We start from the raw sequence: 25,693 nt of genomic DNA on the forward strand, positions 1-25,693 counted from the left end.
CGCGCTCGCGCTATCGGTCCGAGAATGCCGCCAACAGTTCCGGATCCTGCTCGAGGCCGGAAAGCCAGCCAGTATCCAGTTGCGGCACTGAAGAAACCAGCAGACGCGAATACGCATGTTTGGCTTCCTCGGACATGCGCGCGGCCGGCAGAGCCTCGACGACCTCGCCCTTGTACATGACCAGAACGTCGTCGCAGATCGCCTCGACCGTCGACAGGTCGTGGCTGATGAACATGTAGCTGAGGCCCAGCTCCTGCTGCAGTTCCTTCAGCAGCTCCAGAATCGCAGCGGCCACGACGGTATCCAGCGCCGAGGTGATCTCGTCACACAGGATCAATTCCGGCTCGGCCGCCAGCGCACGCGCGAGGTTCACACGCTGTTTCTGCCCGCCCGACAGTTCCGACGGCAGGCGGTGCCGCAGAGCCGGTGGCAAGTGGACCATGTTCAAGAGTTCGATCACGCGCTTATCGCAGGCCTCTCCGCGCAAACCCTTGTAGAACTTCAAGGGCCGCGCGATGATCGCACCCACCGAATGCGCCGGGTTCAGCGCCGTATCGGCCAACTGAAAGACGATCTGAGCACGGCGCAATTCCTGCTTGCTGCGCTTGGCCAGCGACGGATCCAGTACCTTTCCATCCAGCAGCACCTCGCCGCGATAGGCCGGCAGAATTCCGGCGACGGCCCGCGCCAGTGTCGACTTGCCAGAGCCCGATTCGCCGATCACGCCCAGGTTCCGACCGCGATACAACTCGAAATTCACATCTTTCATCACCTTGGCAAGAGGCTCACCATCCTTCATCGGGCCGTAGCCCGCGCACAGGTTCCGAACCTCCAGGATCGGCGTCTCCTTCTCGGGTTCGACCTGGGCGACGGCCTCGTGCGGCACCGGGTCGAAAGCCGCGAGCAATTCCTTGGTGTAGGGATGTTTCGGCGCGTTCAGGATCTGCTCGGTCGTGCCCTGCTCCTGGATCTCGCCGTTCTTCAGCACCACGATCCGGTCCGCGATCTGCGCCACGACGGCCAGATCGTGGCTCACATAGACACCGGCCATCCCCCCGTCTTCCATCACCCGCTTGAACGCGCGCAAGACCTCGATCTGCGTGGTGACATCCAGCGCCGTCGTAGGTTCGTCGAAGATCACGAGTTGCGGATCACCGATCAAGGCCATGGCCGCCGACAGGCGCTGAAGCTGCCCGCCCGACACCTGGTGCGGATACCTATCCCCGATCGTGTCGGGATCGGGCAGCGCAAGCGCTCGAAAGAGCGACCGCGCACGTTCGCGCGCCTTGTCCAGCGGCATCAGGTCGTGAATGCGCGTGGCTTCGACCACCTGGTCCATGATTCTTTTCGAGGGGTTGAACGCCGCCGCCGCCGATTGCGGAACGTACGAGACGTCCGAGCCACGCAGCCGCGCCCGTTTGCGTTCGCTCATGCCGGTGATGTCATGCTCGCCCACCCGGATCGTGCCGCCCTTGATGTCGCAGCCCCGGCGCGTATGGCCCATGAGCGACAGTGCGATCGTCGTCTTTCCCGACCCGGATTCTCCGATCAGCGCCAGCATCTCGCCCGGCGCAATGTCGAAATCCACGCCGCGAATGATCTCGACTTTGCGGCCCGAGTCGGTCACCGCGCCGATGTGCAGGTCGCGGACGGAAACAAGTGGTGTATCTGTCATCAGTCTGCCCTGTCTCTGATCTTGGTGGGAAGGTTGTCGATGAACATGTTCACCGAGATGGTCAGCGACGCGATGGCGATGCAGGGAAAGATCACCGCCGGCGCCCCAAGGCTCAGCCCTTCGATATTCTCGCGCACCAGTGCGCCCCAGTCCGCATAGGGCGGCTGAACGCCGAGCCCCAGGAACGACAGTCCCGACAGGACCAGAACGATAAAGACGAACCGCAAGCCCAGGTCCGCCAGCACGGGCCCCAGGATGTTGGGAAATATCTCGCGCGCGATCATGTAGGGCGTGCCCTCACCCCTCGCGCGCGCAACGGTGACGAAATCCATGGTGTTGATATTGACCGCCAGCGCCCGCGCGAATCGGTACGAGCCGGGCATGTAGATGGCCGCCAGCGTCAGGATCAGAACCGGGATCGAGGAGCCCACGGCAGCCACGACAACAAGGCCGAAAAGCAGCGAGGGGATGCCGTTGAACGCATCCAGCAGCCGCGACAGCAGCGTGTCGAACCAACCACCGATGACCGCCGCGATCATCCCCAGGATGACCCCGATCGAACAGGCCAGCGTCACCGCCGCCAGGGCAATCCCCACCGTGTAACGTGCGCCCATCAGGACCCGCGAGAAGATGTCCCGGCCCAGGTAATCCGTGCCCATCCAATGCGCCGCGCTGACGCCGCTGAAATAGTCCCAGTCGACAATCTCGCCCACGGGATAAGGGGTGATCCAGTTGCCGACCAGCGCGACGATCGCCCAGAACAGTATGATCGCGGCGCCGATCCTGCCGACCCAGCCAAAGCTGTAGCCCATGTTTCCGGGCGTCGGCAGGCGGAATTTGCGGGAAGAGCCGTTGGTTGTCGTCATCACTGGCGTAGCCTTGGGTTCGAGAGGATTGCGACCATGTCCGCCAGCGTGATCAGCGTCAGGTAGCTGACGCAGAAGACCATCGCGCAGGACTGGATCAGTGGCAGGTCCCGGGTCGAGACGGCATCCACCATCAGCTTGGCGACCCCGGGATAGTTGAAGACGGTCTCGACGATGATCACCCCGCCCACGAGATACGAAAGCGACAGCGCCACCGCGTTGGCAATGGGTCCTAGGGCATTTGGCAGGGCGTGAACCAGGACCATGCGCTGGCGCGACGCGCCTTTCAGCAGCGCCATCTCGACATAGGGCGTCTCGATCGTCTCGATCACGGCGGCGCGGGTCATGCGGATCATCTGCGCCGACACGACGAAGCTCAGGGTGATGACCGGCATCGCATAGGCCCGCAACATCGCGCCGATGCTGTCCACGTTGACGCCATAGCTTAGCGCCGGCAGCCAATCGAGCCAGACGGCAAAGACCAGAACGGCCAACGTTGCGACCATGAACTCCGGCACCGAGATGACCGAGATAGTCGCCACGGACACGGCCCGGTCAAGCCACGAGCCGCGGTACATCGCGGCGACGATCCCCAGGGTCAGCGCCACCGGCACGCAGATCGCGGTCACGATCCCGGCCAGCCGCAACGAATTCTGCAAGCGTCCGCCCAGCAACTCGGCCACATCGATGCCATTGACGTAAGAACGCCCCATGTCGCCCGTGGCAAGGCCCGCCAACCACCCCAGGAAGCGCTGCAATGCAGGTTCATTCAGGCCCATCGCATCGCGCAGGCCGGCCACGGCCTCGGGGGTCGCCGCCTGCCCCAGCAGGATCTGCGCCACGTCACCCGGCAGCATTTCGGTCGCGAAGAACACCGCGAAGGACACGATGATCAGCGTCAGGAACGCGATACCCAGCCGTTTGCCGACAAGGATCCATGTTGTGGTCGAGCGGAGCATGAGGCGCCTCGCGTGTCAGGAATGAAAGTGGCCCGCGCATGATACCACGCGCGGGCGTTTGGTTCAGCCGGGGCCTCAGGCGTCCAGCCAGACGTACTCTGCAAAGGCATAACCCATCTGCCCGCCAAGCGGGTTCGGACGCATGCCCTTCACTTCCTTGGCCATGCCGTCCACGTTCGAGATGTAGGTCGGGATGATCGTGCCGGCCTCGTTGGCGACCATCTCCTGCATCTCCCAGTACATGTCGGTCCGCTTGGTCTCGTCCAGCATTCCGCGCGCCTCGACCAGCATGCTGTCGAACTTCTCGGACTTGTACTGGCTTTCGTTCCAGGGCGCCTCGGAATGATACAGAAGCGAGAACAGGATGTCCGGCGTCGGCCGCGGGTTGATGTTGCCGAAATGGACAGGCGACTTCAGCCAGTAGTTGGACCAGTAGCCATCCGACGGCACCCTCTGCACATCAAAGGTCATGCCGATTTCGGCACCGGCCTGTTGCACCACGGTCGCCATGTCGATCGACGCGTTGGCGGCGTCCGACGCGATGATCGGGATCGTTTGGCCCATCAGACCGGCCTTCTCGAACAATGCCTTGGCCTTCTCGGGATCATAGGCCTTCGGCGCCAATTCGCTGTTGTGATAGCGGTTCGCGGGCGAAACCGGCTGGTCATTGCCGATCTCGGCCAGACCGCGCAGAACCGATTTCTGGATCTGCTCACGGCGCACAAGGTGCTTCATGCCCTCGATGAACCCGGCCTTCGCGCCCGGCTCCAGGTCCAGACGGATATTCAGGTTGGTATAGTTGCCGGAGGTGCTGATCATCGTCTCGACGTTCGGCTGGCCTTCCATCATCCGCAGCGACCGCGCGTTGACCGCCGCGGCCAGGTGGATGTCCCCGGACAAGAGCGCGTTGACGCGGGCATTGTTGTCGGGAATCGCGAAGTATTCGAAGCTGTCCAGGTAGGGCCCGCTTTCTTTGAAGTAATCCGGGTTCTTCACCAGGATCGACCGGACGCCCGGCTCGAACTCCTCCACCTTGAATGCGCCGGTGCCGTTGCCCTTGGCGAAATCCGTGGTGCCATCGGCCACGATCATGAAGTGGTGCAGCGACAGGATGGTGGGCAGGTCGGCGTTGGGTTCCGACAGAACGATCTTGACGTTCAGATCGTCCACCGCCGAAATCTCGGCCATCTGCGACGCGATCGAGTTCACCTTCGAGCCGACATCGGGATCCAGGTGGCGCTTCAGCGTGAACACCACATCGGCAGAGCTCAGCGTCTTGCCATCGTGGAAGGTGACGTTCGGTCTCAGCTTGACGTTCCAGGTCTGTGCGTCTTCGGACTCGACCGCTTCGGCCAGTTCCATCTCGACTTCGCCTGCCTCGTTCAGGAAGGTCAGGCGGTTGTAGATCGCGCAGCAGCGGGTGTAGTCGGTCGACAGCGACGCCTTTGCGGGGTCAAGCGTGTCAGCGGTCGAGGCGGACCAGCCCGCGGCCTTGAGGTGACCGCCGCTCTTGGGCGTCTCGGCCACGGCGCGGCTTGCACTCATCAGCAGGCTGCTCCCGGCGCCAAGGGCGATACCGGAGCCCATGAGCATCTTCAGCAGATCGCGGCGCGAGGCACCGCGGCGAATCGCATCCTCGACCATGGCGTCGTCGCGCCCGGTCCAGTTGTTGGGTTTCTTGTGGGTCATGTCTTGTCTTCCCTGTTGCTAAGTCGGTTTCTGGTTCAGGTTTGGCCACGCCCGGCTCTGGCGGCCGGTTCGCGACTGGATGCCGGGCTCAATTCCCGGCGGCGCGGTCGGCCGCATCGGCCAGTTCCGCAAGAGATTTGAAGTGGTAATCGGGTTCGGTAACGGCCTCGGGTTTGATGGTGCCGCCGTACCCGGCCTGCCCGTGGCGACGCTCGATCCAGGCATTCGTCATGCCAAGCTGCCGCGAGATTCCGATGTCGTGATACTGGCTTTGCGCCGCGTGCAGGATCTGCTCCGGCGTACCGCCTGTCGCCTCGACATGGGCGAAAACCTTGTGAAAGAAGGCCGGGTCCGGCTTCTCGGTGCCCGTGTCATCGGTCGTGAAACCGGCCCAGAAGGGATGACCCAGCTTGGCGTCGTAGCGCTCGAAAGCCCACCGGCGGGCGTTGGTCATGGCAATCAGCCGGTAGCGTTCGCCCAGCCGCGCCAGCGCCTCGGCACTGTCGGGGAAAGGGTCGGCATCCCCGACCGCCTCGACGATGCGTGTGCGCAATTCGGGTGTGTCGGGCAACCCGAACTCGGCGGCGATACGGCCGTAGCACCGTGCCAGGTCATCCGGGAAAAGTTCCGCCTCGGGCTCGCTGCGCAGTGCGCCGTAGAATGACAGCACCTTCTCCAAGTCGAGGTCGACACCCGCCTCCACCGCGACGCTGTCAATCGCCCCGGTGATCGCAGCTTCGAAATCGATCAGCGTGCCGACCACGTCGAAACTCACGTAGCTGAAGGTGGTCAAGGGTTTTGTCGCTGTCATCTGTGCCATATGAACCTTTTCGTTGCCTGCCACCGCGTTACCTGCGTAGAAGGCGCCTTTCCTTCATTGATACTGGCCGCGTCAGCAGGCGGTGTGGGATCGAAAGTTGCTTGCGAAGCGGCAGATTCTTTCGTTTTGCCCGGTTGCGCGGTGCGAAATGCCGGGGCATTTTCTTGCGTCAGTACCCCTTTTTTCCGTGTACGAGACCCGGCAGATCATCGCCCGTCCGGCTGGCGCGAATGACAGCCAGGGCGTGACGCGCCCCTTCTTCCGAATCCGTCTGCCCGCCGATATGCGGCGTGACGATGACCCGCGGATCCTGCCAGGCCCAATGGTCCTTCGGCAGGGGCTCGGGCTCTGTCACGTCCAGCATCGCGGACTTGAGGTGTCCGTCGTCCAGCGCAGCACGCATCGCCTCCATGTCCAGCTGCGCGCCGCGTCCCGCATGAACCAGCGCAGCCCCCCGGGGCAGCATTGCGAAAACGCGTGAGGACAACAGCCCTCGCGTCTCATCGGTCAACGGCAGCAGGCAGATCAACAGGTCGGTCCGCGCCAGGAATGGCTCCAGATCATCCGGCCCGTAAACATCGACGCCGGCGACGGGCGCGCCCGACCGGCTCCAGCCCGCAACATCGAAACCCAGCGCCCCCGCGACCTCCGCGACCGCGCGTCCGATCCGGCCCAGGCCCATGATCCCCACCCGGCCGGCACTGGCCCGTTGCGGCGGATGGGCGCGCCATTCGCCCTCGGAGGCCTGCGCAAGATAGCGCGGCATGTCGCGGTACAGCATCAGGGTGGCCATCAGGACCCAGTCGCGAACCATCTCGTCGACGCTGGGCGCCAGCGTGCGCACAAGGGCGACGCCTTGCGGCATTGGCGGCATCTGGTCGACCCCGGCACCGACACTGATCACGGTCTTCAGGTTGGGATAGCGCCCCAGGTCATCGGGCGGGTTCCAGCAGGCCAGGTGAGAGACCGCCTTCGGATCGTCCACCGCGTCCTCGCCGAATACCATCGGCTCCCCGGCCTCATCGAAGATCTGGCGCCAGACCCGCCCCCGTTCGGATGGTCCGATCAACAGCAAGGTCATGCGCGCATCACCTCGCGGATCTCGGGATCTTCCAACGTCAGGTCCAGCACCCGGCGAGTGCGCTCGATGATCTGATCGATCTCTCCATCGGTGCAACACAGCGGCGGGGCAAAACCCAAGATGCCCTGGGCAAAAGCCCGTACGATCAAGCCGTTATCGTAGGCGCGGTCGAACAGCCGCGTACCGCCCTCCAGCGCAGCTGCGGGCAGCGGTGTCTTTTTGTCCTTGTCCGTGACAAGCTCCACCGCCGCCAGCATTCCGCGTCCCCGCACATCCCCCACCAGCGGGTGGTCCGAAAGCCCGGCCAGCCCGGCCTGCAGTCGTGCGCCTTGCCGGCGGCCGTTTTCCAGAAGCCCGCCTTCGTAGAGTCTCAGGACCTCGAGGCCCACCGCCGCGGAGACCGGGTGCCCCGAATAGGTAAACCCGTGCCCGATCAGCTTCTGGCCCGCGCCTTCGGCGATCGTCTGGTAGACGTGGTCGCGCATGAACACGGCGCCCATGGGGGCGTAACCCGAGGTCAGTCCCTTGGCGACCGTCATCAGGTCGGGCACGATCCCTTCCTCTTCGCTGGCGAACAGTGGCCCGGTCCGGCCGAACCCGGTGATCACCTCGTCGGCCACGAACAGGATGCCAAGCTCGGTGCACACCTCGCGCATTGCCTTGATCCATCCCTTGGGCGGGACCAGGACCCCGCCCGATCCCTGGATAGGCTCGACGAAGAACGCGGCGACGCGCTCGGGGCCAAGTTCCTCGGCCTTGGCACGCAGGGCCGCGGTCGAGGCGGCGATGATCCCGGCCTCGTCCGATCCAACCGGATTGCGATAGGCATAATGCGACGGGATCTTGTGCTGCCAGTCATAGGGCACACCGAACCCCTCATGGAAAACCGGCAGCGCCGTCAGACCCGCGCCCGCCGAGGTCGAACCGTGAAACCCCTGCGCGACAGAGATGAACTGATCCCGCTCGGGCTTGCCTTGCGCATGCCAGTAGTAGCGGATGAACCGCACGGCACTGTCCACCGCATCCGACCCGCCCAGGCTGAAATAGACGTGGTCCAGATCGCCCGGCGCCCGCTCGGCCAGTTCCGCCGCCAGCCGGATCGGTGCCTCCGCGCCCAGATTGAAATACCCGGTGGCATAGGGCAGTTCCCGCATCTGCGCCGCGGCGGCCTCGACAACGCTTTCCTGGCCGTAGCCTGCATTGACACACCACAGTCCAGCGAACCCGTCGATCAGTTCATGCCCCTCGTTATCGGTCACCCGCGCCCCTTGCGCGGACCGCATGACGCGTACGCCGCGCGCCTCATGCCCGCGAAAAGAGGAAAGCGGGTGCACCAGGTGCCGGCGGTCAAGTTCAACGAGCGAATTTGCGAGCATGTTTATCTCCGATTATCCAAGGGCTTGGGATACAAGCGCATAAGTCGTATAGTCTGAGGGCGTTGCGGGCGCAGGCGTGCGAACCATCGCGGTTCCTCCGCCCACGTGTTCCAGCCCCAGGGCGGTGACGAATTCCGACAGTCCAGCCGCCTCGGGCAGGTCGATACGCAGGAAGCGGCCCTCGGTCCGGCTTGCCGCTACGGCAATCAGGGCGCGCGCCACGACCGCGTCCTTCGCCACCACCGGCCCGACCACGTGCCCGCGTCCGAATTCCCGCAACAGCGCAAAGCCTTCCTCCGCCAGAAGCACCTGACCCTGCGCCGCGATCCGCTCCAGCAGAGCCTGCCGTTCCAGCCCGCACGCTCCCCGGTCCAATTCCGCAAGGCGGCCGATGTCGGACAGGCTGCCGTCGCGCACGACAAGCTGCGGTGCGGCGGCTCGGGTGATGCCCTGATGCTGCAAGATCTGGTGCGTCGCCGTGAATCCCAGCTTCTCGTAGAGGGGCAGTCCCTCGCGCGTCGCCACCAGACGCATCTCGTCGCCTGCGCCCAGCGCCATCGCGGCCTCCATCAGGCGGCGGCCAAGGCCACGCCCACGCATCGCCTCGTCGACGATGATCATGTTGATCAACGCGACGGAACCGAAGCGGCTGCAACAGGCGGTTCCCGTCACCCTGTCGCCCTCGGTCGCGACAACCCCCTCCGAAACGGCCAGGGCAAGGTCCCAGTCCTCTTTCCGGTGCGGCCAGCCAACCTGGCGAGACAGCGCCAGCGCGCCGTCCACATGTTCTGGCCCAAGCGGCCGGATTTCCAGTTTCTCTGCGGGCTGCGTCTGCACGGGTGCCTCGGACATGAACTCACTCTTGCTGATTTTTCTGGATGCTAGGCTGCACGGATCGGCATGTTTCGCCTGATGCGAAATGCGTCCGGCAGTTTTCTGTCGCACCCGGTGTCCCGCGCCGCAGGAAATGCCGCCCTAGGCGGCACAGCGCTGGCCCAGCCCCAGAATCATCGCATGGCAGGCGTGCAACTCGGACCGTGTCAGGTATTCCTCGGGCCGGTGCGCCCGCTCGATGTCGCCAGGTCCGCAGATGATCGCGGGCATGCCAGCCTGCTGGAAAAGTCCCGCCTCGGTCCCGAAACTGACGGCGCGGACGAAAGAATTGCCCGACAACTCCGCCACCAGCGTGGCCAGCGGATCGCCCGCGTCCAGCGCCAATGGCGGGTAGCTCGACAGCCACTCGGTGCCGACACCCGCCTTCTCCGCCGCATCAATCACTGGCGCCAGCAGCGACCGGGGCTCAACACCGGCGATGGCGCGTGCCTCGATCTCCGCCTCCGCCCGCTCGGGAATGATGTTGAGCGCCTGGCCACCCGCCACCGTGCCGATCTGCAGGCTGGACCACGGCGGCGCAAAGCGGTCGTCCCGCGGACCCTCGGCCTCCAGCGCTTGCGCCTGTGCCCGGGCCGCGAGCAGCACCGGCAATAACGCATGGATCGCGTTCGCCCCAAGGTCGGGCCGCGAGCTGTGACCGGCCACGCCCGTCGCCCGCAGGCGCAGCGCGGCCTTGCCCTTGTGCGCCAGCACCGGCACGAGCCCCGTGGGTTCGCCCACGATGCAGCCCAGCGGCGGCGCACATAACTCCGGCATCGCCGCGATCATGTGCGGCACGCCCTTGCACCCCGCCTCCTCGTCATAGGACAGCGCGATGTGGATCGGAACGGCGGGCCTCATCTCGGCCAACCCGGGCGCCGCCGCCAGGACCGCGGCAACGAACCCCTTCATGTCGCACGCGCCCCGCCCGATCAGCCGGTCGTTGCGCCTGCGCAGGCGGAACGGATCGCCCTGCCATTCCGGCTCGCCCGCCGGCACCACGTCCACATGGCCCGACAGAACATAGCCTGGCCGATCCGCGTTCCCGATCGTGGCGAAAAGGTTGGCCCGGTCGCCCTCCGGCCCAACCAGGATACGGCAGGATATGCCGTGACCCACCAGCCAGTCCGCCACCTCCTCGATCAAAGACAGATTCGGGCGCCCCACGACCGTCTCGTGGCCCACAAGTTCTTCCAGCATATCTTCGGGTGCGCACGAAAATGGCATGTCGTCTCGACTCCTCTTGTTTCGGCTTGCAAGCCTGCATGGTGTATCCTGGATGGAAAGCGGCGATCAGGGGCATCGCATCGCCACGATACCACGGCACCTTTTGCCGCATCCCGCCCGATCAACGCGATATCCTGCGGCAGGCGCGGAAAACCCGGCAATCCATTCCGTCCGGATACGGCGAGGATGAAAGCATCTTGAACCCTTCGGAGACCCCCATGCCTTTCACCCCCAAGTTCATCACTTTCGACTGCCACGGCACCATGATCTTCTTCGACATGAGCCAGGCCGCGCGCGATCACTACGGCAAGGTGCTGTCGTCCGACGCGATGGAGGTCTTCATCCGGGATTTCTCCGCCTACCGCCTGGACGAAGTTCTGGGGGCCTGGAAACCTTATGCCGAGGTTGTGCACAACGCGCTTGAACGCACCTGCAAGCGCAACGGCGTGGCGTTCGACCCTGCTGTCGCCACCGAAATCTATGAACGCGTGCCCACCTGGGGTCCGCATCCCGACGTCACCGCCGGGCTCTCCAAGATCGCCGGCAAGATCCCTCTCGTTGCGCTGACCAACGCGATGAACAGCCAGATCCCGCACAACATCGCCAACCTCGGCGTGCCCATCACGCATGTCTTCACCGCCGAGGATGCGCAGGCCTACAAACCCCGGATGCAGGCCTTCGAGTACATGTTCGACCAGCTGGGTTGCGGCCCCGAGGATGTTCTGCACGTCTCCTCAAGTTTCCGCTACGACCTGATGACGGCACATGATCTTGGCATGACGCACAAAGCCTGGGTCAATCGTGGCCACGAACCGGCCAATCCCTATTATGGCTACACCGAGATTCCGGACATCTCGAAACTGCCCGCACTGGTCGGGCTTTGACGCACGCGGTGAACGAAATGAAATACACCTCCTACTGGCTCGACACCGCCGCGCCCTTCGAGGGTGGTTGCGAAGGCCCGGTCGAAGGACGGTTCGACGTCGCCATCATCGGTGGCGGCTTCACCGGCCTCAGCGCCGCGCTGCGACTGGCGCGCGCGGGCGTGTCGGTGGCCCTGCTCGAGGCACAGCATGTCGGCGCAGGCGGATCGGGCCGCAACGGCGGGCATCTCAACAACGGCCTTGCGCATGGCTATGCCGCCGCCAAGGCACATCTGGGCGCAACACGCGCCCACGCGCTTTACAAGGCCTACGATCGCTCGATCGACATGATAGAGGATATCATTGCCGAGGAACGTATCTCCTGCGATTTCCGCCGCTCGGGCAAGCTCAAGCTCGCCTCCAAACCCGGCCATGTCGCCGGGCTGCGCGCGAACTGCGACCTGATCGCCCGCGAGGTCGACCCCGAGGCGCGCTGGCTCGAGGCGTCCGAACTGCGCGATGAAATCGGCTCTCGCGCCTTCCACGGCGCGACGCTTCAGCCGAAATCGGCGATGATGCATATGGGCCGCTACGTCACCGGCCTGGCCCGCGCCGCCTCCGGCCACGGAGCGCGGATCTGGGAAGGCGCGCCGGTGACGGCCCGGCACAGGCAGAATGGCGGCTGGCGGCTCGAAACCCCGCGCGGTCACCTCCAGGCGGTGCGTGTGATCGCCGCGACCGACGCCTACTCGGGCGTCCACGGCGCCGCCCCACTCAAGCCCTTCCGCAAGCGCATCATCGCGGTCGGCTCCTTCATCGTGGCCACGCGCCCGCTCGACGACGCCGAAGTCGCGGCGACCATGCCCGGCAACCGCACCTGCGTAACCTCCATGAACATCGGAAACTATTTCCGCCTGTCGCCCGACAACCGCCTGATCTTCGGCGGACGCGCGCGGTTCTCGGCCACGTCCGACCAGCGGTCCGACGCCAAGTCGGGGGCCATCCTGCGCGCCGGCATGGCGCAGATCTTTCCGCAGCTTGCAAATGTGCCGATCGACTATTGCTGGGGCGGGCTTGTGGGCATGACCAAGGACAGGCTGCCCCGCGCCGGCGAGATGGACGACATGATCTACGGCATGGGATACTCCGGGCACGGCGCACAGATGTCGACCTTGGTGGGCGCGTCGCTCGCCGACCTCGCCATGGGCCGCGAAGACACCAACCCTCTGGCCGGGCTCGACTGGCCGACCGTGCCGGGTTACTCCGGCCGTCCCTGGTTCCTGCCCTTCGTCGGCATGTGGTTTGCGCTCAAGGATCGTCTGGCCTGATGCCCGCCGCGCTCAGCCAAGCGAGTGGGCCGCCAGTCCGAACATCCGCGGGCCGTCCAGCGGTCGACGCTGCCGGCCCAGGTACATTTCGGTGACGGTGTCGTAGACCCCCATACCGATGGCCGACAGGAAAGCGCTGAACTTCTCGCTTTCCACTGGCGTGTCAAGGCGCACGAACTCGCCTTCACTGCGCTTGATCAGCGGGGCGGCCAGCATCATCGCGATGTCCTCGGTCTCGGCGACCACGGGTCCTATGACCCACCCGCGCCCGAAACGGCGGCGCAGCGCAAAACCGCAGATCGTGCCCTCCCGCTCGACGACCATGCCATCGGACAGGCGCAGCATCTCCGCCAGGATCCTGTCCCTTGCCGCCCCATACGCTTGCGTATCCAACGCCGCGATTGCGGCGGTGTCTTCCACCTCCATCGCGCGCGCGGTGACGCCAGGCACCGGATCGGGCGACTGAACCCGCCGCGTCATGCCCTGATGCTGCCGGATCGTCGTCAGCGGCACAAAGCCCGCTTCCTTGTAAAGCCGGTATCCCTGCCGCGTCGCGCTGAGCCGCAAGTCCGCCTTGGAGCATTCTTTCATCACCCTGCGCAACAGCCAACGCCCCGTTCCCATCGTCTGAAGCCGCGGCGCGGTCACCATCATGCCCAGCATCGCGAAATCCGGCTCCGCGCGAAAACACATGGCCGACCCCATGGCGCGACCGATCTCGTCGACCGCCAAGTACCCTTCGCCCAGCGAAATGAAGACATCCAGATCACGCCATCGGTGCGGCCAGAAAACCCCGACGGTCAGTTCGTGCAACAGCGCCCGGTCGGCCAGGCTGATCCGGTGCGCGGTGGCCACGAACTTGTCCACGCGAAAGCTGTCGTCCGTCGACGCGTCTCCCGCGGACAATGCGTCATTTCCGGGCTCGCCAACCTGTCTTACCATGCGTACGCATATCCCTCATCTTCCGCGGCGCAGGCACGTCGGGCCGTGCCGCGCGGGGTCGAATACCACTTCCTACACAGTATCGACCAATCGTCACGGTTTTTTCTGCGGTTTCCGGCCCGGATACCACAGCATATGCGCTTTGTTTTTTGCAAAGCTGCCCTTGAACCCCGCGCGCTCGGGATCGCACCGGCCCGGGTGACAAGACAACCGCCACCAACGAGGATAGACCGACCCATGCGCGAAGACCCATTGATGCAGCCCTTCCAGATCGGGCCGCTGACGCTCAAGAACCGCCTGCTGATCACCGGGCACGAGCCGGGTTACTCCGAGGACGGGCTGCCCAAGGAGCGCTATCGCGCCTATCATGTCGCGCGGGCCCGCGGCGGGGTGGCGCTGACGATGACGATGGGCTCCGCCGCGGTCTCGCCCGACAGTGCCCCCAGTTCAGGCGGCGTGCAGGCCTATCGCGACGAGATCGTACCGCTGATGCGCAGATTGGCCGACGAGTGCCACGATCATGGCTGCGCGGTGATGATCCAGCTCACCCATCACGGCCGGCGCACCCGCTGGGACCGGGGCGACTGGCTGCCGACGATTTCCGCCAGCCACGAGCGCGAGGTCGCGCACCGGCACGCGGCCAAGCTGGCCGAGGACTGGGATATCGCCCGCATCATCGACGATTACGCAACCGCCGCCGAACGGATGCGTGATGCAGGCCTCGACGGGCTCGAATTTCTCGCCACCGGCCACCTGCTGGATCAGTTCTGGTCGCCACGCTCCAATCACCTTGACGCGCCCTATGGCGGATCGCTCGAAAACCGCATGCGTCTCGCGATGGAGGTGCTGACCGAGACCCGCCGCCGCGTCGGCCCGGACTTCCTTCTGGGGCTGCGCTATGCCGGCGATGAAATGTGCGCCGACGGCGTCGACGCCGAAGAGGGGGGGGAAATCTCGCGTCGCCTCCGCGACAGCGGCCTCGTGGACTTCCTCAACGTGACCCGTGGCCATATCGACACCGATGCCGGACTGACCGATATGATCCCGGTTCACGGAATGCCCAGCGCGCCACATCTCGACGCCGCGGCCAGCCTGCGCAAGGCCACCGGAATGCCCGTCTTTCATGCCGCCAAGGTGGCCGATGTCGCCACCGCGCGGCACGCCATCGCCTCCGGCATGGTGGACATGATCGGCATGACCCGCGCCCATCTGGCCGATCCCGATATCGGACGCCGGATCGCCGCCGGCGAAGAAGAGCGCATCCGCCCCTGCGTCGGGGCCAACTTCTGCCTCGACCGCCGGTTTCAGGGGGCCGCCGCGCTCTGCGCCCACAACCCCTCGACCGGGCGGGAACGCGAACAGCCCCATCGCATCGAACCCGCCGAAACGGCCCGCCGCGTGCTGGTGATCGGCGCCGGCCCCGGCGGTCTCGAAGCGGCGCGCGTCGCCGCCCTGCGGGGCCACCGGGTCGAGCTTCACGAAGCCGCGAACGACCCCGGCGGACAGGTGCGGCTGCTGGCCCAGTCGCCGCGGCGGCGAGAGATCCTGTCGCTGATCGGCTGGCGCATGGCCGAATGCGAACGATTGGGCGTGCGGTTCCACTTCAACAGCTTCGCCGAGACCGAAACCGTCACCGAGGCCGGCGCGGACGTGGTGATCGTCGCCACCGGCGGCCTGCCCCACGAGGTGCCGCTCACCTCCGGTCAGGACCTGACCGTGTCCAGCTGGGACATCCTCTCGGGGGATGCGCAGCCCGGCCGCAACGTTCTCGTGTTCGACAATTCCGGCGACGCGGCCGGCCTTCAAGCGGCCGAGATGATCGCGGCCACCGGTGCAAGGGTCGAGATCGTCAGCCCCGAGCGCGCCCTGTCGGCCGAGGTGATGCCGATGACGCTGACGCCCTTCCTGCGCGAGATGCAGGCGCGCGATGTAACCTTCACCGTCACCTGGCGGCTGCATTCGATCGAGCGCGCGGGCAACCGTCTCCTGGCCAGGCTGGGCAGCGATTTCAGTGCCGCGCAGTCCACGCGCGAGGTGGACCAGGTCGTGGTCAACAACGGCACCATTCCCCTGGACGACCTCTATTTCGACCTCAAACCCCTCTCCCGCAACCTGGGCGAGGTGAACCGGGACGCTCTCCTGGCCGGACGCCCCCAGACCCTCATCCGCAACGCGCAATCCGGCTTTTCGCTTTTCCGGATCGGCGACGCCGTTGCCTCCCGTAATATCCATGCGGCCGTCTATGACGGTCTTCGGCTTCTGAGAACATGTTGAAACCCGCATGGTCGACGTCAGCACCGAAGGAACGAGGTGCCTCGGCACATCCGCTGGTCTCTAGCGTCTCAGCCGCAAGACTCGCACAGGCCCGTCGTCCCGAAAAAGTGAAGACCTCACTTCAGAAATCCCAGTCTTCGTCTTCTGTCGCGACGGCCTTCCCGATGACATAGCTGGACCCCGAGCCCGAGAAGAAATCGTGGTTCTCGTCCGAGTTGGGCGACAGGGCCGCCATGATCGCCGGATTTACCTTGCAGGCCTCGTCGGGAAATAGCGCCTCGAACCCGAGGTTGTGCAGCGCCTTGTTGGCGTTGTAATGCAGGAAGGCTTTCACATCCTCGGTCAGTCCCAGCGGATCGTAAAGCTGCTCGGTATAGCGCGCCTCGATCTCGTAGAGGTCAAACAGCAGACCGAAGGCAAAATCCTTGATCTCCTGCCGTTCGGCCTCGGGCAGACGCTCCAGTCCGCGCTGGAACTTGTAGCCGATGTAATAGCCATGGATCGCCTCGTCACGGATGATCAGGCGGATCAGGTCGGCGGTATTGGTCAGCCGTGCCCGGCTGGACCAGTGCATCGGCAGGTAGAAGCCCGAGTAGAACAGGAAGGACTCCAGAAATACGCTGGCCACCTTCTTTCGCAGGGGCGAGGCGGTGGCGTCGTACTCGTCGAGGATCAGGCGCGACTTCGCCTGAAGGTGCTCGTTCTCGGCCGACCAGCGGAACGCCTCGTCCACCTCGGCCGTCTGGCAAAGGGTTGAAAACACGGAAGAATAGCTGCGGGCATGGACCGCTTCCATGAAGGAGATATTACTCAGCACCGCCTCTTCATGGGGCGTGATCGCATCTTCCATCAGGCTCGGTGCGCCCACGGTGTTCTGGATCGTGTCGAGCAGCGTAAGCCCGGTGAATACCCTGATCGTCAACTGTCGCTCGTCCTCGGTCAGCTGCGACCAGCTGGGGATGTCATTCGACAACGGCACCTTTTCCGGCAGCCAGAAATTGACCGTCAGGCGGTTCCAGACGTCGAGGTCGATCTCGTCCTCGAGGCGGTTCCAGTTGACGGCGCGGGGTATGGCGCGGGTGGTTTTGGCGAGGTCTTTCATGGTGGTCTCCGGGCCTTTGGGGGCGGATTTTCGACGTCGGCATCACGTCTGTATCGCGTCGGTATTGCGGCGGTGCGGTTGCGGGGCGTCAGGTCAAAGAGAGCACGAGACGCAGCCCTGCACCTCGGTCCCTTCCAGGGCCATCTGGCGCAGGCGGATATAGTAGATCGTCTTGATCCCCTTCTTCCACGCGTAGATCTGCGCCCGGTTGATATCGCGGGTAGTGGCCTCGGCGGGGAAGAACAGCGTCAGCGACAGCCCCTGGTCGACATGCTGCGTGGCCGCGGCATAGGTGTCGATGATCGCCTCGGGCCCGATCTCGTAGGCGTCGCGGTAGAATTCCAGGTTGTCGTTGGTCATGTAGGGCGCGGGATAATAGACGCGCCCGATCTTGCCTTCCTTGCGGATCTCGATCTTCGACGTGATCGGATGGATCGAGGAGGTGGCGTAGTTGATGTAGCTGATCGAGCCGGTGGGCGGCACCGCCTGAAGGTTGCGATTGTAAAGCCCGTCCGCCATCACGGCGTCGCGCAGGTTCGCCCAGTCCTCTTGGGTGGGCACGGCAACACCGGCCTCCGCGAAAAGCGTCGTCACCCGCTCGGTCTCGGGCACCCAGTCGCGGCTGACGTATTTGTCGAAAAAGGTACCGTCGGCGTAATCGGAGGCCTCGAACCCCTTGAACGACCGCCCCCGCTCGCGGGCCAGCGCGTTCGATGCCCGCAACGCGTGATAGAGCACGGTGCAGAAATAGATGTTGGTGAAGTCGATCCCCTCGGGCGAGCCATAGTGGATGCGCTCGCGCGCGAGGTAGCCGTGCAGGTTCATCTGCCCCAGCCCGATGGCGTGGCTGTCCTCGTTGCCCTTGCGGATCGACGGCACGCTGTCGATGGCGCTCATTTCAGACACCGCGTTCAGCGCCCGGATCGCTGTGCCGACCGCCCCGGCCAGGTCACCGCCGTCCATCGCGCGGGCGATGTTCATCGACCCGAGGTTGCAGGAAATATCAGCGCCCATACGGGCATAGCTGAGGTCGTCGTTGAACTCCGACGCCTCGTTTACCTGCAGGATTTCCGAGCAAAGGTTCGACATGGCGATGCGCCCCGCGATCGGGTTGGCGCGGTTCACCGTGTCCTCGAACATGATGTAGGGATACCCGCTTTCGAACTGGATCTCGGCGATGGTCTGAAAGAACGCGCGGGCGTTGATCTTCTTCTTGCGGATGCGCGGATCGTCGACCATCTCGTGATATTTCTCGGTGACAGAGATGTCCGAGAACGCGCAGCCGTACACCTTTTCCACGTCATGGGGCGAGAACAGGTACATGTCCTCGTTCTTCTTGGCCAGTTCGAAGGTGATATCGGGGATCACCACGCCAAGCGACAGCGTCTTGATGCGGATCTTTTCGTCCGCATTCTCGCGCTTGGTATCGAGGAAGCGCAGGATATCGGGGTGATGCGCATTGAGATAGACCGCCCCGGCCCCCTGCCGCGCCCCGAGCTGGTTGGCGTAGGAAAAGCTGTCTTCCAGCAGCTTCATCACCGGGATAACGCCGGAGGACTGGTTCTCGATGCCCTTGATCGGGGCGCCGTGCTCTCGGATGTTGGTCAGCACCAGGGCGACGCCGCCGCCGCGTTTTGACAATTGCAGCGCCGAGTTGATGCCCCGCCCGATGCTTTCCATGTTGTCTTCCAGCCGCAGCAGGAAGCACGACACGAACTCGCCCCGCGCCTTCTTGCCGGCATTCAGGAAGGTGGGCGTGGCGGGCTGGAACCGGCCCTCGATGATCTCGGTCATCAGTTGCAGCGCCAGCGTCTCGTCGCCGCGCGCCAGCGCCAGCGCGTTCATCACGACGCGGTCCTCGTACCGTTCCAGGTAACGCTGCCCGTCCCAGGTTTTCAGCGTGTAGGAGGTGTAATACTTGAACGCCCCCAGAAAGCTGGGGAAGCGGAACTTCTTTCCATAGGCCGCGTCCCAGATCCGGCGCTGGAAGTTCTTCGAGTACTGGTCCAGCACCTCGGGCTCGTAATAGCCTTCGTCGACAAGGTAGCCCAGCTTTTCGTCCAGCGAGTGGAAGAACACTGTGTTCTGGTTGACGTGCTGCAAAAAGAACTGCCGCGCCGCCATCCGGTCGGCCTCGAACTGGATGCGGCCCTGATCGTCGTAAAGGTTCAGCATCGCGTTCAGCGCGTGATAGTCGAGGTCGGCGGTCAGGCTGGCGTCAAGCATGTCTCTCTCCAGAATATGTCGAGCCCGGCGCGCACGCGGGCGATGTCGGTGTCGGTGCCGGCCAGTTCGAACCGATAGAGCACGGGCACGCTGCATTTGGCGGCGATCACGTCGCCGGCCATGGCGAAGGTCTTGCCGAAATTGCGATTGCCGCTGGCGATGACCCCGCGCAGCAGGGCGCGGGCGGCGGGATCATTCAGCAGGCGGATCACCTGCTTTGGGACTGCGCCCTTGCCATGCCCATCGGCATAGGTCGGGCAGATCAGAACGAAAGGCGCGGTGATCTGCGGGACAGGATCGCTCGCGACACGCGGCAGCCGCCGTGCCGGCAGGTCCAGCTTTTCGACGAAGCGCCGCGTGTTGCCGGACCCGCTCGAGAAATAGACCAGCCCCGCCATGCGCTCAGCAGAGCCGGCCGATCATGTCGGGACGGAACCCGGCCCAGTGATCGTCTCCGGCGACGACGACAGGCACCTGCCGGTAGCCCAGGTCCTGTACATGCTCCATCGCGGCGGTGTCCTCGGTCAGGTCGACGATGTCATAGGCGAGGCCACGGGCGTCCAGCGCTCGGGTCGTTGCGGTGCACTGCACGCAGGCAGGTTTGGAATAGACGGTGATGCTCATGGTGCTCTGTCCCTTGTTTTGGTTTGCGAATGGCGGGACAGGACACGGGAACAGCAGGCCACCAGGGCCCCTGACACGCGCCCGGGCCCTCCGCCCGCGGTCGTCGTTCACTGCGCCTTGGCAGGTCTCCTGGCTCGCGGCTCTTGCGCCTTGGTCCGCCTTCCCGGTGTTGCCTCACCAGTGGTTCCGGACCTTGGCTTGCCGCTTACAGTTGCGGGGGCAGCGCCGGTGTCGCACCGGCTTCCCTTTTCACCCACAACGTTGAGTCGCGGGCACCAAAGCAACACCATATTGGGTTCTGGCACACGAAACTGTCAATATATAGTTTGCCTTGCTGCAGCGATTTTTGTCCCATCGTGCAGGATGTCTGATTCACTTCAGCGAGTGTCGCAATTCTCATATTGCGCCGCCCGGCCTGTGATAATCGGGGAAGTTGCAAGGTGCCGCCTGCGGGCGGAGAATTGGGAAGCCGGTGAAATCCCGGCACTGCCCCCGCAACGGTAACGGTGTTGCAACGGGCGCGGTCACGACCACTGGGGAAGAGGAGCCCCGGGAAGGTTTCGCGCCACGAGGTCCCGCACAAGGGCCGCACCGGAGTCCGGAAACCAGCCTTGCAATGACGTCAAACCGCGGGTGGCGGTGCGGGCGCTGCTTCGGGTCCGGCTCCTCGCTTGCCGCACCTGCGGACCGCGCGTGCCGACCTCCTGCCCGAATTCGCCGCGGGGCGCGGCAGGAGGCCAAGGATGAACACCCAACCGATCAGCGATCTGCTGGCGCGGCGTCGGCCGGGCCATGCGCTGGAGCAGGCATTCTATACCGATGCGGACGTGTTCCGCGCGGACATGGAAAACATCTTCTACCGCGACTGGCTCTTTGCCGTGCCGGCCTGCGAACTGCCCAAGCCGGGCAGCTTCGTGACCCACCGCGTCGGCGACTATGGCGTCGTCATCGTGCGCAGCGCCGATGGCGAGATCCGCGCCTTCCACAATTCCTGCCGCCACCGCGGCTCGGTTCTGTGCAAGGTGGCCAAGGGCAACGCGCCCAAGCTGGTCTGCCCCTATCACCAATGGACCTACGAACTGGACGGGCGGCTGCTGTGGGCGCGGGAAATGGGGCCTGACTTCGACCCCACCAAGCACGGGCTGAAGCCGGTGCATTGCCGTATCCTCAGCGGGCTGGTCTATATCTGCCTGGCCGACGATGCCCCCGATTTCGACGCCTTCGCCGAACTGGCGCAGCCCTACCTGCAGGTGCATGACCTGACGAATGCCAAGCTCGCCTTCGAGACCTCGATCGTCGAGCACGGCAACTGGAAACTGGTGTGGGAGAACAACCGCGAGTGCTATCACTGCGGCGGCAACCATCCGGGCCTCTGCCGCTCCTTCACCGACGACCCCACCGTCACCGGCATCGAGGAAGGCGTCACCCCGCCCCATCTTCAGGCGCATTTCGACCGGCTGGAGGCACAGGGCGTCCCGTCGCAGTTCCGCATGTCGGACGACATGCAATACCGCCTCGCGCGGATGCCGCTGCTGCCCGGCGCCAAGAGCTTTACCATGGACCTCAAGCCCGCCGTGTCGAAATGGCTGGGCCGGGTCAGCGATGACACGGCGGGCACGCTGCTGAAATACCATTACCCCACGACCTGGAACCATTTCCTGCCGGATCACTCCATCGTCTTCCGCGTCACGCCCCTGACGCCGATGACGACCGAGGTCACCACCAAGTGGCTGGTGCACAAGGACGCGGTCGAGGGCGTGGATTACGACGTCACGCGCCTGTCCGAGGTCTGGGTCGCCACCAATGACGAGGACCGCCGCGTGGTCGAGGACAACCAGCTTGGCATCCTGTCCCCGGCCTACGAACCCGGCCCCTATTCCCCGATCCACGAAACGGGCGTGATCGGCTTCGTCGAGTGGTACTGCAACACGATGCGCCAGCGGCTGGACCCTGTCGCGATGGCGGCGGAGTGATCCGATGAACGATCTGTCCCACGTTCCCGCCCGCGCGATCTGGTCGGATGACGAGATGCTGGAATGCGTCTCGGTCATTCCCGAGCGACCGAACACCGCGACCTTTACCTTTCGCGCGCCGTCGGGGGCGCTGTTCGACTATCGCCCCGGCCAGTTCCTGACGCTGGAAATCCCCGCGCCGGGCGGCACCGTGCGCCGGACCTACACGATATCGTCCTCGCCGTCGCGGCCGCGGTCGATCTCGGTCACGGTCAAGGCGCAGGCCGAAAGCGTGGGCACGCGCTGGATGCTCGACAACCTCGTGCCCGGCGTTCGGATCAGGGCCTTGGGGCCTTCGGGCCTTTTCACCCATCTCGATCACCCCGCCGAGAAGTACCTGTTCATCTCGGCCGGCTCCGGCATCACGCCGATGATGTCGATGACGACATGGATGTTCGACCTGGGAACCGAACCCGACATCGTCTTCATCAACTGCGCCCGGCGCCCCGGCGAGATCATCTTTCGCGAACGGCTGGAACACATGTCCAGCCGCGTGCCGGGCATCGACCTGCACTGGGTGGTCGAAACCCCTGACCGCTATGCGCCCTGGACCGGCTATCGCGGCACGTTCAACCAGTTGATGCTGGGGCTGATGGCGCAGGATTACCTCGAACGCGAAGTCTTCTGCTGCGGGCCCGAGCCCTTCATGCAGGCAGTGCGCGAGGCGCTTCAAGGTCTCGGCTTCGACATGGCGCATTACCACCAGGAAAGCTTCCACGCACCGGCGGCGACCGAGGCCGAGATCCCCGAGATCGACGATGTCGTCCCCGACCAGGCCGCACAGGCCGAGATCGAGTTCGCCCTCTCCGGCGTCAGCGCGAATGTCTCGGAGACAGACACCATCCTGTCGGCGGCGCGGGCCAACGGGCTGAACATCCCGTCGGGCTGCACCTTCGGCGTGTGCGGCACCTGCAAGGTCCGCAAAAGCGCGGGCGAGGTCCACATGGTGCATAACGGTGGCATCTCGGAAGACGATATCGCCGAGGGTTATATTCTCGCCTGCTGTTCGCACCCCATCGGCAAGGTGTCGGTGGACGTGTGAACGCAATGATGAACCGGCCGCTGCCTCGGGCAGCGGCCACCTCCTGCCGGCGGCGGCCTTGAACTTCCGCCGGTTCTGGAGACACCAAGGCCCGCTCGCCGACATCCTCTCCCGCTAAATCACGCCAGTTTGTTCCCAACGCGCTGACGGGTTACGCCATTTCCAGGCGCTCACCTGTCAGCACGTTAGAGAAACACTGCAGCAGGATATCACGCGAAGTCCTGTCCGACCCCAAGGATACTTCCGGGTGGTTTCCATGGCGGCAAGCAATATTCCCGCGCAAGAGGTGGGAAATGCAGAACTGGTCGGACGTCCCGTCCGAAGGCAATCCGGGCTGTCACCACGCCTCGAAAGGTCCGTACCAGTATAAAAACCCGGGTCCGAACCGCATACTGCTTTGACACAGCTGCCAGCCCGTCCCGGGAGCTTTGGTACTAAAAAATGATGCTTCCTATGTACAATTCGGCCAGCTAGTATCCTGCCAACCCGAGAGAACAGTTCTCACAGACCACTCACTGTCTTGCCCCCGGTTTGCCCAGACGGCCTTGACCGCCCTAGCCTGAATCGCAGTTGGCTAATACCCAAGGCTGCTACCAGAAATCCCGGAGGTAAGCTCTGTCCCCCTGTTAAGCATTATTAACCAAAGCCAAGCGCCCGACTGTGAACGGGATCACATGTTTTCGATTTTGTCGTCACCGGCCGGGTTTGAAACAATTTTGTTGCGCAAACCGACACCACAGCGGTCGCGAAGATCTCCCGGCCTGTGCATGGGGTCAAACAGCTCGCAAGGATTCAACGACCGGGCGTGTTCTTGACGATATCCGCAGGTGACATGATCTGAATGACGCCTTTGCGCATCGAGATCGTTCCCTGGTCCTGCAAAAGCTTCAACTGCTTGTTGATCGCCTCTCGCGTGACGCCCAGCATCTCGGCCAACGCGCTCTGGGAAAACTTCCGGCCCAGGTCCAACACCTCGTCGTCGAGCGTGCCGTGTTTCAACCCGAGCTCCGCAAGCTTCTGAAGCAGCCGTTGCGACAGGTTGTCGAATGCGAATTTCTGAAGCGTCTCGTTCGACTCCCGAAGCCGCTGCGACAGAAACCCGATCAGGTGCGCCGCAAGCGCCGGTTCTTCGGCCAGCAGCGCGATCATGGTGCCCGTCTCGAGGTGAAGCAGGCTGGAATCCTCCATCGCGGTCACCGTGGCCGACCGGGGATCGGGGCTGACCAGGGTCATCTCGCCCAGGGGCGCCCCCCGTTCCGGCACCGCGAGGGTCAGGACGTCACCATCCGTATTGACGATGCTGACCCGGACCATCCCGGTGCAGTGCACGTAAAGGCCGTCCGATGGATCGCCTTGGTGAAACAGGACTTTTCCACGCGAAAGGAACACACCCTGTGCCCGCGCCGCAATGCGCTCGACCACGTCTTTCCCGAGGTTCGAGAACAGCGGGCAGGCACACAGGTACTTCTGTTTCTGCTTGTCCGCGATCTTCATTGGATGCTCCGCAAACACGTGCCTGTTCCGACCGGCAAAACCAACTACAGCAGACCGACCGCAAGTATCGCCACATAGGTCAGCTGATGTGCGGCCTGATCCAGCCCGACCAGCCTCCAGAACCCGGCCTCGCCAAGATCGGCCTTTTCTTTCTGAAGGTTGGCCTTTTTCCAGTCGATCACGTGATGCACGAAAACTTCGGCCAATGCCAGCCCGACGATCAGACCGGGCCCGCCCAGACCCGCAAGCGCCATGACCGGCAAGCTCAGCAGACCGTGAAGCCCTGCATGCGCCAACCCGGCCGGGTGCAGGAACTCCCCCTTGTTTGCGAGCATGTCACCCGTCTGCCATCGGAAGTCCGCGAAATAGTGTTTGACCTGTATCAGGACGAGAAAGATCAGGATCCCGCTCTCGGTCACTCTGCCGCTGCCTTCTGTCGTGTCAGGGCCTTGTTGGCGGCAACCAGCTTGCTGCGGGTGTCAAGGTTCATCCCGCTTTCCAGCCCGCGCCGGAATTCGACATCCGTCGCCGCCAGCTCCGCCAGGGCCTCGGACGATATCATGAAGATGCGGCTTGGTTCTGCCGTGCGCACGGTCGCGGATGCGGGCCCCTTCTGCATGACGTTCAATTCGCCAACCAGCCCGGAAACAACCCTGCCGATCCGCTCCGACGACGAAAACACGTCGGCCGAGCCGCGGGCCAGGAAGGTAAGATGCGTGACCGGCTCGTGTTCCTGCGTGATCCTGATGCCCGGTTCGGCATCGAGCCAGATACCGTGGTCAAGAAACCTGCGCGCCGTTGTCTTGGAGAACTCCGGAAAGATCTTGTCGACAAAGGCGCTTTCCTCCTCGTTCAATCGGGCCATGCGATCCAGCAGCAACATGCGGACAAGCCCGACGACGCTGATCAGGATCCAGAGGATCGGAACAATCGCCACGGACAAGCTGAACGCGACCGTCAAACCGACAAGAACGAAGGACGCCGCGAGGAAATTCAGGATCACGTAAGCATAGCCGTTCCCGCGGATCACCCCGGTCTGCAGCAAGGCATACGCCCCGAGATACAGCGCGACACCAAGATATCCGATCCAGTGATAGACGTCTTCGGGAATACCGTTCAGCATCCGTTGGCTCCGTTCGGTGGGCTCCGGCCTTCGTCGGTTATACCACTTTTTCGAAATCTGGAGAATGATGCGGGCAAGACATCGTTCGTCATCGGCC

22 protein-coding genes and 2 riboswitches are annotated in these 25,693 nt (G+C 64.2%); of the genes, 5 read left to right on the forward strand and 17 right to left on the reverse strand.

Annotated features, from left to right (window positions below; genetic code table 11):
* Positions 1 to 10 precede the first annotated feature (10 nt).
* The 9 genes from FIU85_RS06065 to argE form a co-directional block, all read right to left on the reverse strand.
* The gene (locus FIU85_RS06065; protein WP_152496233.1) at positions 11 to 1,675 is read right to left on the reverse strand and encodes an ABC transporter ATP-binding protein; all 1,665 of its coding nucleotides are present in this window, start codon (positions 1,673 to 1,675) and stop codon (positions 11 to 13) included.
* Positions 1,675 to 2,541, reverse strand: coding sequence for an ABC transporter permease (locus FIU85_RS06070; RefSeq protein ID WP_152496234.1), 867 nt, complete (start codon positions 2,539 to 2,541; stop codon positions 1,675 to 1,677). The genes FIU85_RS06065 and FIU85_RS06070 overlap by 1 nt, the downstream gene beginning before the upstream one ends.
* Positions 2,541 to 3,500, reverse strand: coding sequence for an ABC transporter permease (locus tag FIU85_RS06075; protein ID WP_152491626.1), 960 nt, complete (start codon positions 3,498 to 3,500; stop codon positions 2,541 to 2,543). Before FIU85_RS06075 ends, FIU85_RS06070 begins: the two co-directional genes overlap by 1 nt.
* 75 nt (positions 3,501 to 3,575) lie before the next feature.
* Positions 3,576 to 5,189, reverse strand: a complete 1,614-nt coding sequence (locus tag FIU85_RS06080) for an ABC transporter substrate-binding protein (RefSeq protein WP_152496235.1) — start codon at positions 5,187 to 5,189, stop codon at positions 3,576 to 3,578.
* An 88-nt stretch (positions 5,190 to 5,277) separates the two neighbouring features.
* Positions 5,278 to 6,000, reverse strand: coding sequence for an HAD-IA family hydrolase (locus FIU85_RS06085; protein ID WP_254703015.1), 723 nt, complete (start codon positions 5,998 to 6,000; stop codon positions 5,278 to 5,280).
* A 178-nt stretch (positions 6,001 to 6,178) separates the two neighbouring features.
* Positions 6,179 to 7,090: a glyoxylate/hydroxypyruvate reductase A gene (locus FIU85_RS06090; protein WP_152496237.1), complete on the reverse strand. Its 912-nt coding sequence runs from the start codon at positions 7,088 to 7,090 to the stop codon at positions 6,179 to 6,181.
* The gene (locus FIU85_RS06095; RefSeq protein WP_152491622.1) at positions 7,087 to 8,466 is read right to left on the reverse strand and encodes an aspartate aminotransferase family protein; all 1,380 of its coding nucleotides are present in this window, start codon (positions 8,464 to 8,466) and stop codon (positions 7,087 to 7,089) included. Before FIU85_RS06095 ends, FIU85_RS06090 begins: the two co-directional genes overlap by 4 nt.
* 12 nt (positions 8,467 to 8,478) lie before the next feature.
* On the reverse strand, positions 8,479 to 9,318 hold the full coding sequence (locus FIU85_RS06100) for a GNAT family N-acetyltransferase (RefSeq protein WP_152496238.1): 840 nt from the start codon (positions 9,316 to 9,318) through the stop codon (positions 8,479 to 8,481).
* Between the two features lie 123 nt (positions 9,319 to 9,441).
* On the reverse strand, positions 9,442 to 10,566 hold the full coding sequence (gene argE / locus FIU85_RS06105; protein ID WP_152496239.1) for an acetylornithine deacetylase: 1,125 nt from the start codon (positions 10,564 to 10,566) through the stop codon (positions 9,442 to 9,444).
* A gap of 218 nt (positions 10,567 to 10,784) precedes the next feature.
* On the opposite strand from argE, the gene FIU85_RS06110 reads away from it, so the two are divergent.
* Positions 10,785 to 11,450, forward strand: coding sequence for a haloacid dehalogenase type II (locus tag FIU85_RS06110; protein ID WP_152496240.1), 666 nt, complete (start codon positions 10,785 to 10,787; stop codon positions 11,448 to 11,450).
* A gap of 17 nt (positions 11,451 to 11,467) precedes the next feature.
* Positions 11,468 to 12,757 (forward strand): FAD-binding oxidoreductase, encoded by a 1,290-nt coding sequence (locus FIU85_RS06115; RefSeq protein WP_152496241.1) that lies wholly within the window; start codon positions 11,468 to 11,470, stop codon positions 12,755 to 12,757.
* Between the two features lie 12 nt (positions 12,758 to 12,769).
* Here FIU85_RS06115 and FIU85_RS06120 read toward each other — a convergent pair whose 3' ends face one another.
* Complete coding sequence (locus tag FIU85_RS06120; RefSeq protein ID WP_152496242.1) at positions 12,770 to 13,699, reverse strand: GNAT family N-acetyltransferase; 930 nt, start codon at positions 13,697 to 13,699, stop codon at positions 12,770 to 12,772.
* Positions 13,700 to 13,936: 237 nt separating this feature from the next.
* Between FIU85_RS06120 and FIU85_RS06125 the strand changes: the two genes are divergently transcribed.
* Entirely contained in the window at positions 13,937 to 15,973 is a 2,037-nt protein-coding gene (locus tag FIU85_RS06125) for an NADH:flavin oxidoreductase (protein ID WP_152496243.1), read from the forward strand.
* A 121-nt stretch (positions 15,974 to 16,094) separates the two neighbouring features.
* On the opposite strand, the gene nrdF is transcribed toward FIU85_RS06125, so the two are convergent.
* The 4 genes from nrdF to nrdH all read right to left on the reverse strand — a co-directional run bounded on the left by nrdF (position 16,095) and on the right by nrdH (position 19,925).
* Complete coding sequence (gene nrdF, locus FIU85_RS06130; protein WP_152491615.1) at positions 16,095 to 17,075, reverse strand: class 1b ribonucleoside-diphosphate reductase subunit beta; 981 nt, start codon at positions 17,073 to 17,075, stop codon at positions 16,095 to 16,097.
* 93 nt (positions 17,076 to 17,168) lie between these two features.
* On the reverse strand, positions 17,169 to 19,301 hold the full coding sequence (nrdE, locus tag FIU85_RS06135) for a class 1b ribonucleoside-diphosphate reductase subunit alpha (protein WP_152496244.1): 2,133 nt from the start codon (positions 19,299 to 19,301) through the stop codon (positions 17,169 to 17,171).
* The gene (gene nrdI / locus FIU85_RS06140) at positions 19,283 to 19,699 is read right to left on the reverse strand and encodes a class Ib ribonucleoside-diphosphate reductase assembly flavoprotein NrdI (RefSeq protein ID WP_152491613.1); all 417 of its coding nucleotides are present in this window, start codon (positions 19,697 to 19,699) and stop codon (positions 19,283 to 19,285) included. Before nrdI ends, nrdE begins: the two co-directional genes overlap by 19 nt.
* Positions 19,700 to 19,703: 4 nt before the next feature.
* Entirely contained in the window at positions 19,704 to 19,925 is a 222-nt protein-coding gene (nrdH, locus tag FIU85_RS06145) for a glutaredoxin-like protein NrdH (protein WP_152491612.1), read from the reverse strand.
* Between the two features lie 101 nt (positions 19,926 to 20,026).
* A riboswitch (cobalamin riboswitch) is annotated at positions 20,027 to 20,220 on the reverse strand.
* A 126-nt stretch (positions 20,221 to 20,346) separates the two neighbouring features.
* A riboswitch (cobalamin riboswitch) is annotated at positions 20,347 to 20,554 on the forward strand.
* 114 nt (positions 20,555 to 20,668) lie between these two features.
* Between nrdH and FIU85_RS06150 the strand changes: the two genes are divergently transcribed.
* Both FIU85_RS06150 and FIU85_RS06155 read left to right on the forward strand, forming a co-directional pair.
* On the forward strand, positions 20,669 to 21,898 hold the full coding sequence (locus FIU85_RS06150) for an aromatic ring-hydroxylating dioxygenase subunit alpha (protein WP_152496245.1): 1,230 nt from the start codon (positions 20,669 to 20,671) through the stop codon (positions 21,896 to 21,898).
* 4 nt (positions 21,899 to 21,902) lie between these two features.
* On the forward strand, positions 21,903 to 22,979 hold the full coding sequence (locus tag FIU85_RS06155) for a hybrid-cluster NAD(P)-dependent oxidoreductase (RefSeq protein WP_152496246.1): 1,077 nt from the start codon (positions 21,903 to 21,905) through the stop codon (positions 22,977 to 22,979).
* 792 nt (positions 22,980 to 23,771) lie between these two features.
* On the opposite strand, the gene FIU85_RS06160 is transcribed toward FIU85_RS06155, so the two are convergent.
* Genes FIU85_RS06160 through FIU85_RS06170 form a run of 3 tightly spaced genes read right to left on the reverse strand, consistent with a single transcriptional unit; the run spans position 23,772 to position 25,596 of the window.
* Positions 23,772 to 24,473: a Crp/Fnr family transcriptional regulator gene (locus FIU85_RS06160; protein ID WP_152496247.1), complete on the reverse strand. Its 702-nt coding sequence runs from the start codon at positions 24,471 to 24,473 to the stop codon at positions 23,772 to 23,774.
* Between the two features lie 44 nt (positions 24,474 to 24,517).
* On the reverse strand, positions 24,518 to 24,892 hold the full coding sequence (locus tag FIU85_RS06165) for a DUF3307 domain-containing protein (protein ID WP_152496248.1): 375 nt from the start codon (positions 24,890 to 24,892) through the stop codon (positions 24,518 to 24,520).
* Positions 24,889 to 25,596, reverse strand: coding sequence for a cyclic nucleotide-binding domain-containing protein (locus FIU85_RS06170; protein ID WP_152496249.1), 708 nt, complete (start codon positions 25,594 to 25,596; stop codon positions 24,889 to 24,891). The genes FIU85_RS06165 and FIU85_RS06170 overlap by 4 nt, the downstream gene beginning before the upstream one ends.
* Positions 25,597 to 25,693 lie beyond the last annotated feature (97 nt).

The organism is Roseovarius sp. THAF8, from assembly GCF_009363735.1.
GTDB lineage: Bacteria > Pseudomonadota > Alphaproteobacteria > Rhodobacterales > Rhodobacteraceae > Roseovarius.

Coding starts and splice junctions, on each gene's coding strand:
- FIU85_RS06065 (WP_152496233.1), bottom strand. CDS start 1,675: ATGACAGATACACCACTTGTTTCCGTCCGCGACCTGCACATCGGCGCG.
- FIU85_RS06070 (WP_152496234.1), bottom strand. CDS start 2,541: ATGACGACAACCAACGGCTCTTCCCGCAAATTCCGCCTGCCGACGCCC.
- FIU85_RS06075 (WP_152491626.1), bottom strand. CDS start 3,500: ATGCTCCGCTCGACCACAACATGGATCCTTGTCGGCAAACGGCTGGGT.
- FIU85_RS06080 (WP_152496235.1), bottom strand. CDS start 5,189: ATGACCCACAAGAAACCCAACAACTGGACCGGGCGCGACGACGCCATG.
- FIU85_RS06085 (WP_254703015.1), bottom strand. CDS start 6,000: ATGACAGCGACAAAACCCTTGACCACCTTCAGCTACGTGAGTTTCGAC.
- FIU85_RS06090 (WP_152496237.1), bottom strand. CDS start 7,090: ATGACCTTGCTGTTGATCGGACCATCCGAACGGGGGCGGGTCTGGCGC.
- FIU85_RS06095 (WP_152491622.1), bottom strand. CDS start 8,466: ATGCTCGCAAATTCGCTCGTTGAACTTGACCGCCGGCACCTGGTGCAC.
- FIU85_RS06100 (WP_152496238.1), bottom strand. CDS start 9,318: ATGTCCGAGGCACCCGTGCAGACGCAGCCCGCAGAGAAACTGGAAATC.
- argE (WP_152496239.1), bottom strand. CDS start 10,566: ATGCCATTTTCGTGCGCACCCGAAGATATGCTGGAAGAACTTGTGGGC.
- FIU85_RS06110 (WP_152496240.1), top strand. CDS start 10,785: ATGCCTTTCACCCCCAAGTTCATCACTTTCGACTGCCACGGCACCATG.
- FIU85_RS06115 (WP_152496241.1), top strand. CDS start 11,468: ATGAAATACACCTCCTACTGGCTCGACACCGCCGCGCCCTTCGAGGGT.
- FIU85_RS06120 (WP_152496242.1), bottom strand. CDS start 13,699: ATGGTAAGACAGGTTGGCGAGCCCGGAAATGACGCATTGTCCGCGGGA.
- FIU85_RS06125 (WP_152496243.1), top strand. CDS start 13,937: ATGCGCGAAGACCCATTGATGCAGCCCTTCCAGATCGGGCCGCTGACG.
- nrdF (WP_152491615.1), bottom strand. CDS start 17,075: ATGAAAGACCTCGCCAAAACCACCCGCGCCATACCCCGCGCCGTCAAC.
- nrdE (WP_152496244.1), bottom strand. CDS start 19,301: ATGCTTGACGCCAGCCTGACCGCCGACCTCGACTATCACGCGCTGAAC.
- nrdI (WP_152491613.1), bottom strand. CDS start 19,699: ATGGCGGGGCTGGTCTATTTCTCGAGCGGGTCCGGCAACACGCGGCGC.
- nrdH (WP_152491612.1), bottom strand. CDS start 19,925: ATGAGCATCACCGTCTATTCCAAACCTGCCTGCGTGCAGTGCACCGCA.
- FIU85_RS06150 (WP_152496245.1), top strand. CDS start 20,669: ATGAACACCCAACCGATCAGCGATCTGCTGGCGCGGCGTCGGCCGGGC.
- FIU85_RS06155 (WP_152496246.1), top strand. CDS start 21,903: ATGAACGATCTGTCCCACGTTCCCGCCCGCGCGATCTGGTCGGATGAC.
- FIU85_RS06160 (WP_152496247.1), bottom strand. CDS start 24,473: ATGAAGATCGCGGACAAGCAGAAACAGAAGTACCTGTGTGCCTGCCCG.
- FIU85_RS06170 (WP_152496249.1), bottom strand. CDS start 25,596: ATGCTGAACGGTATTCCCGAAGACGTCTATCACTGGATCGGATATCTT.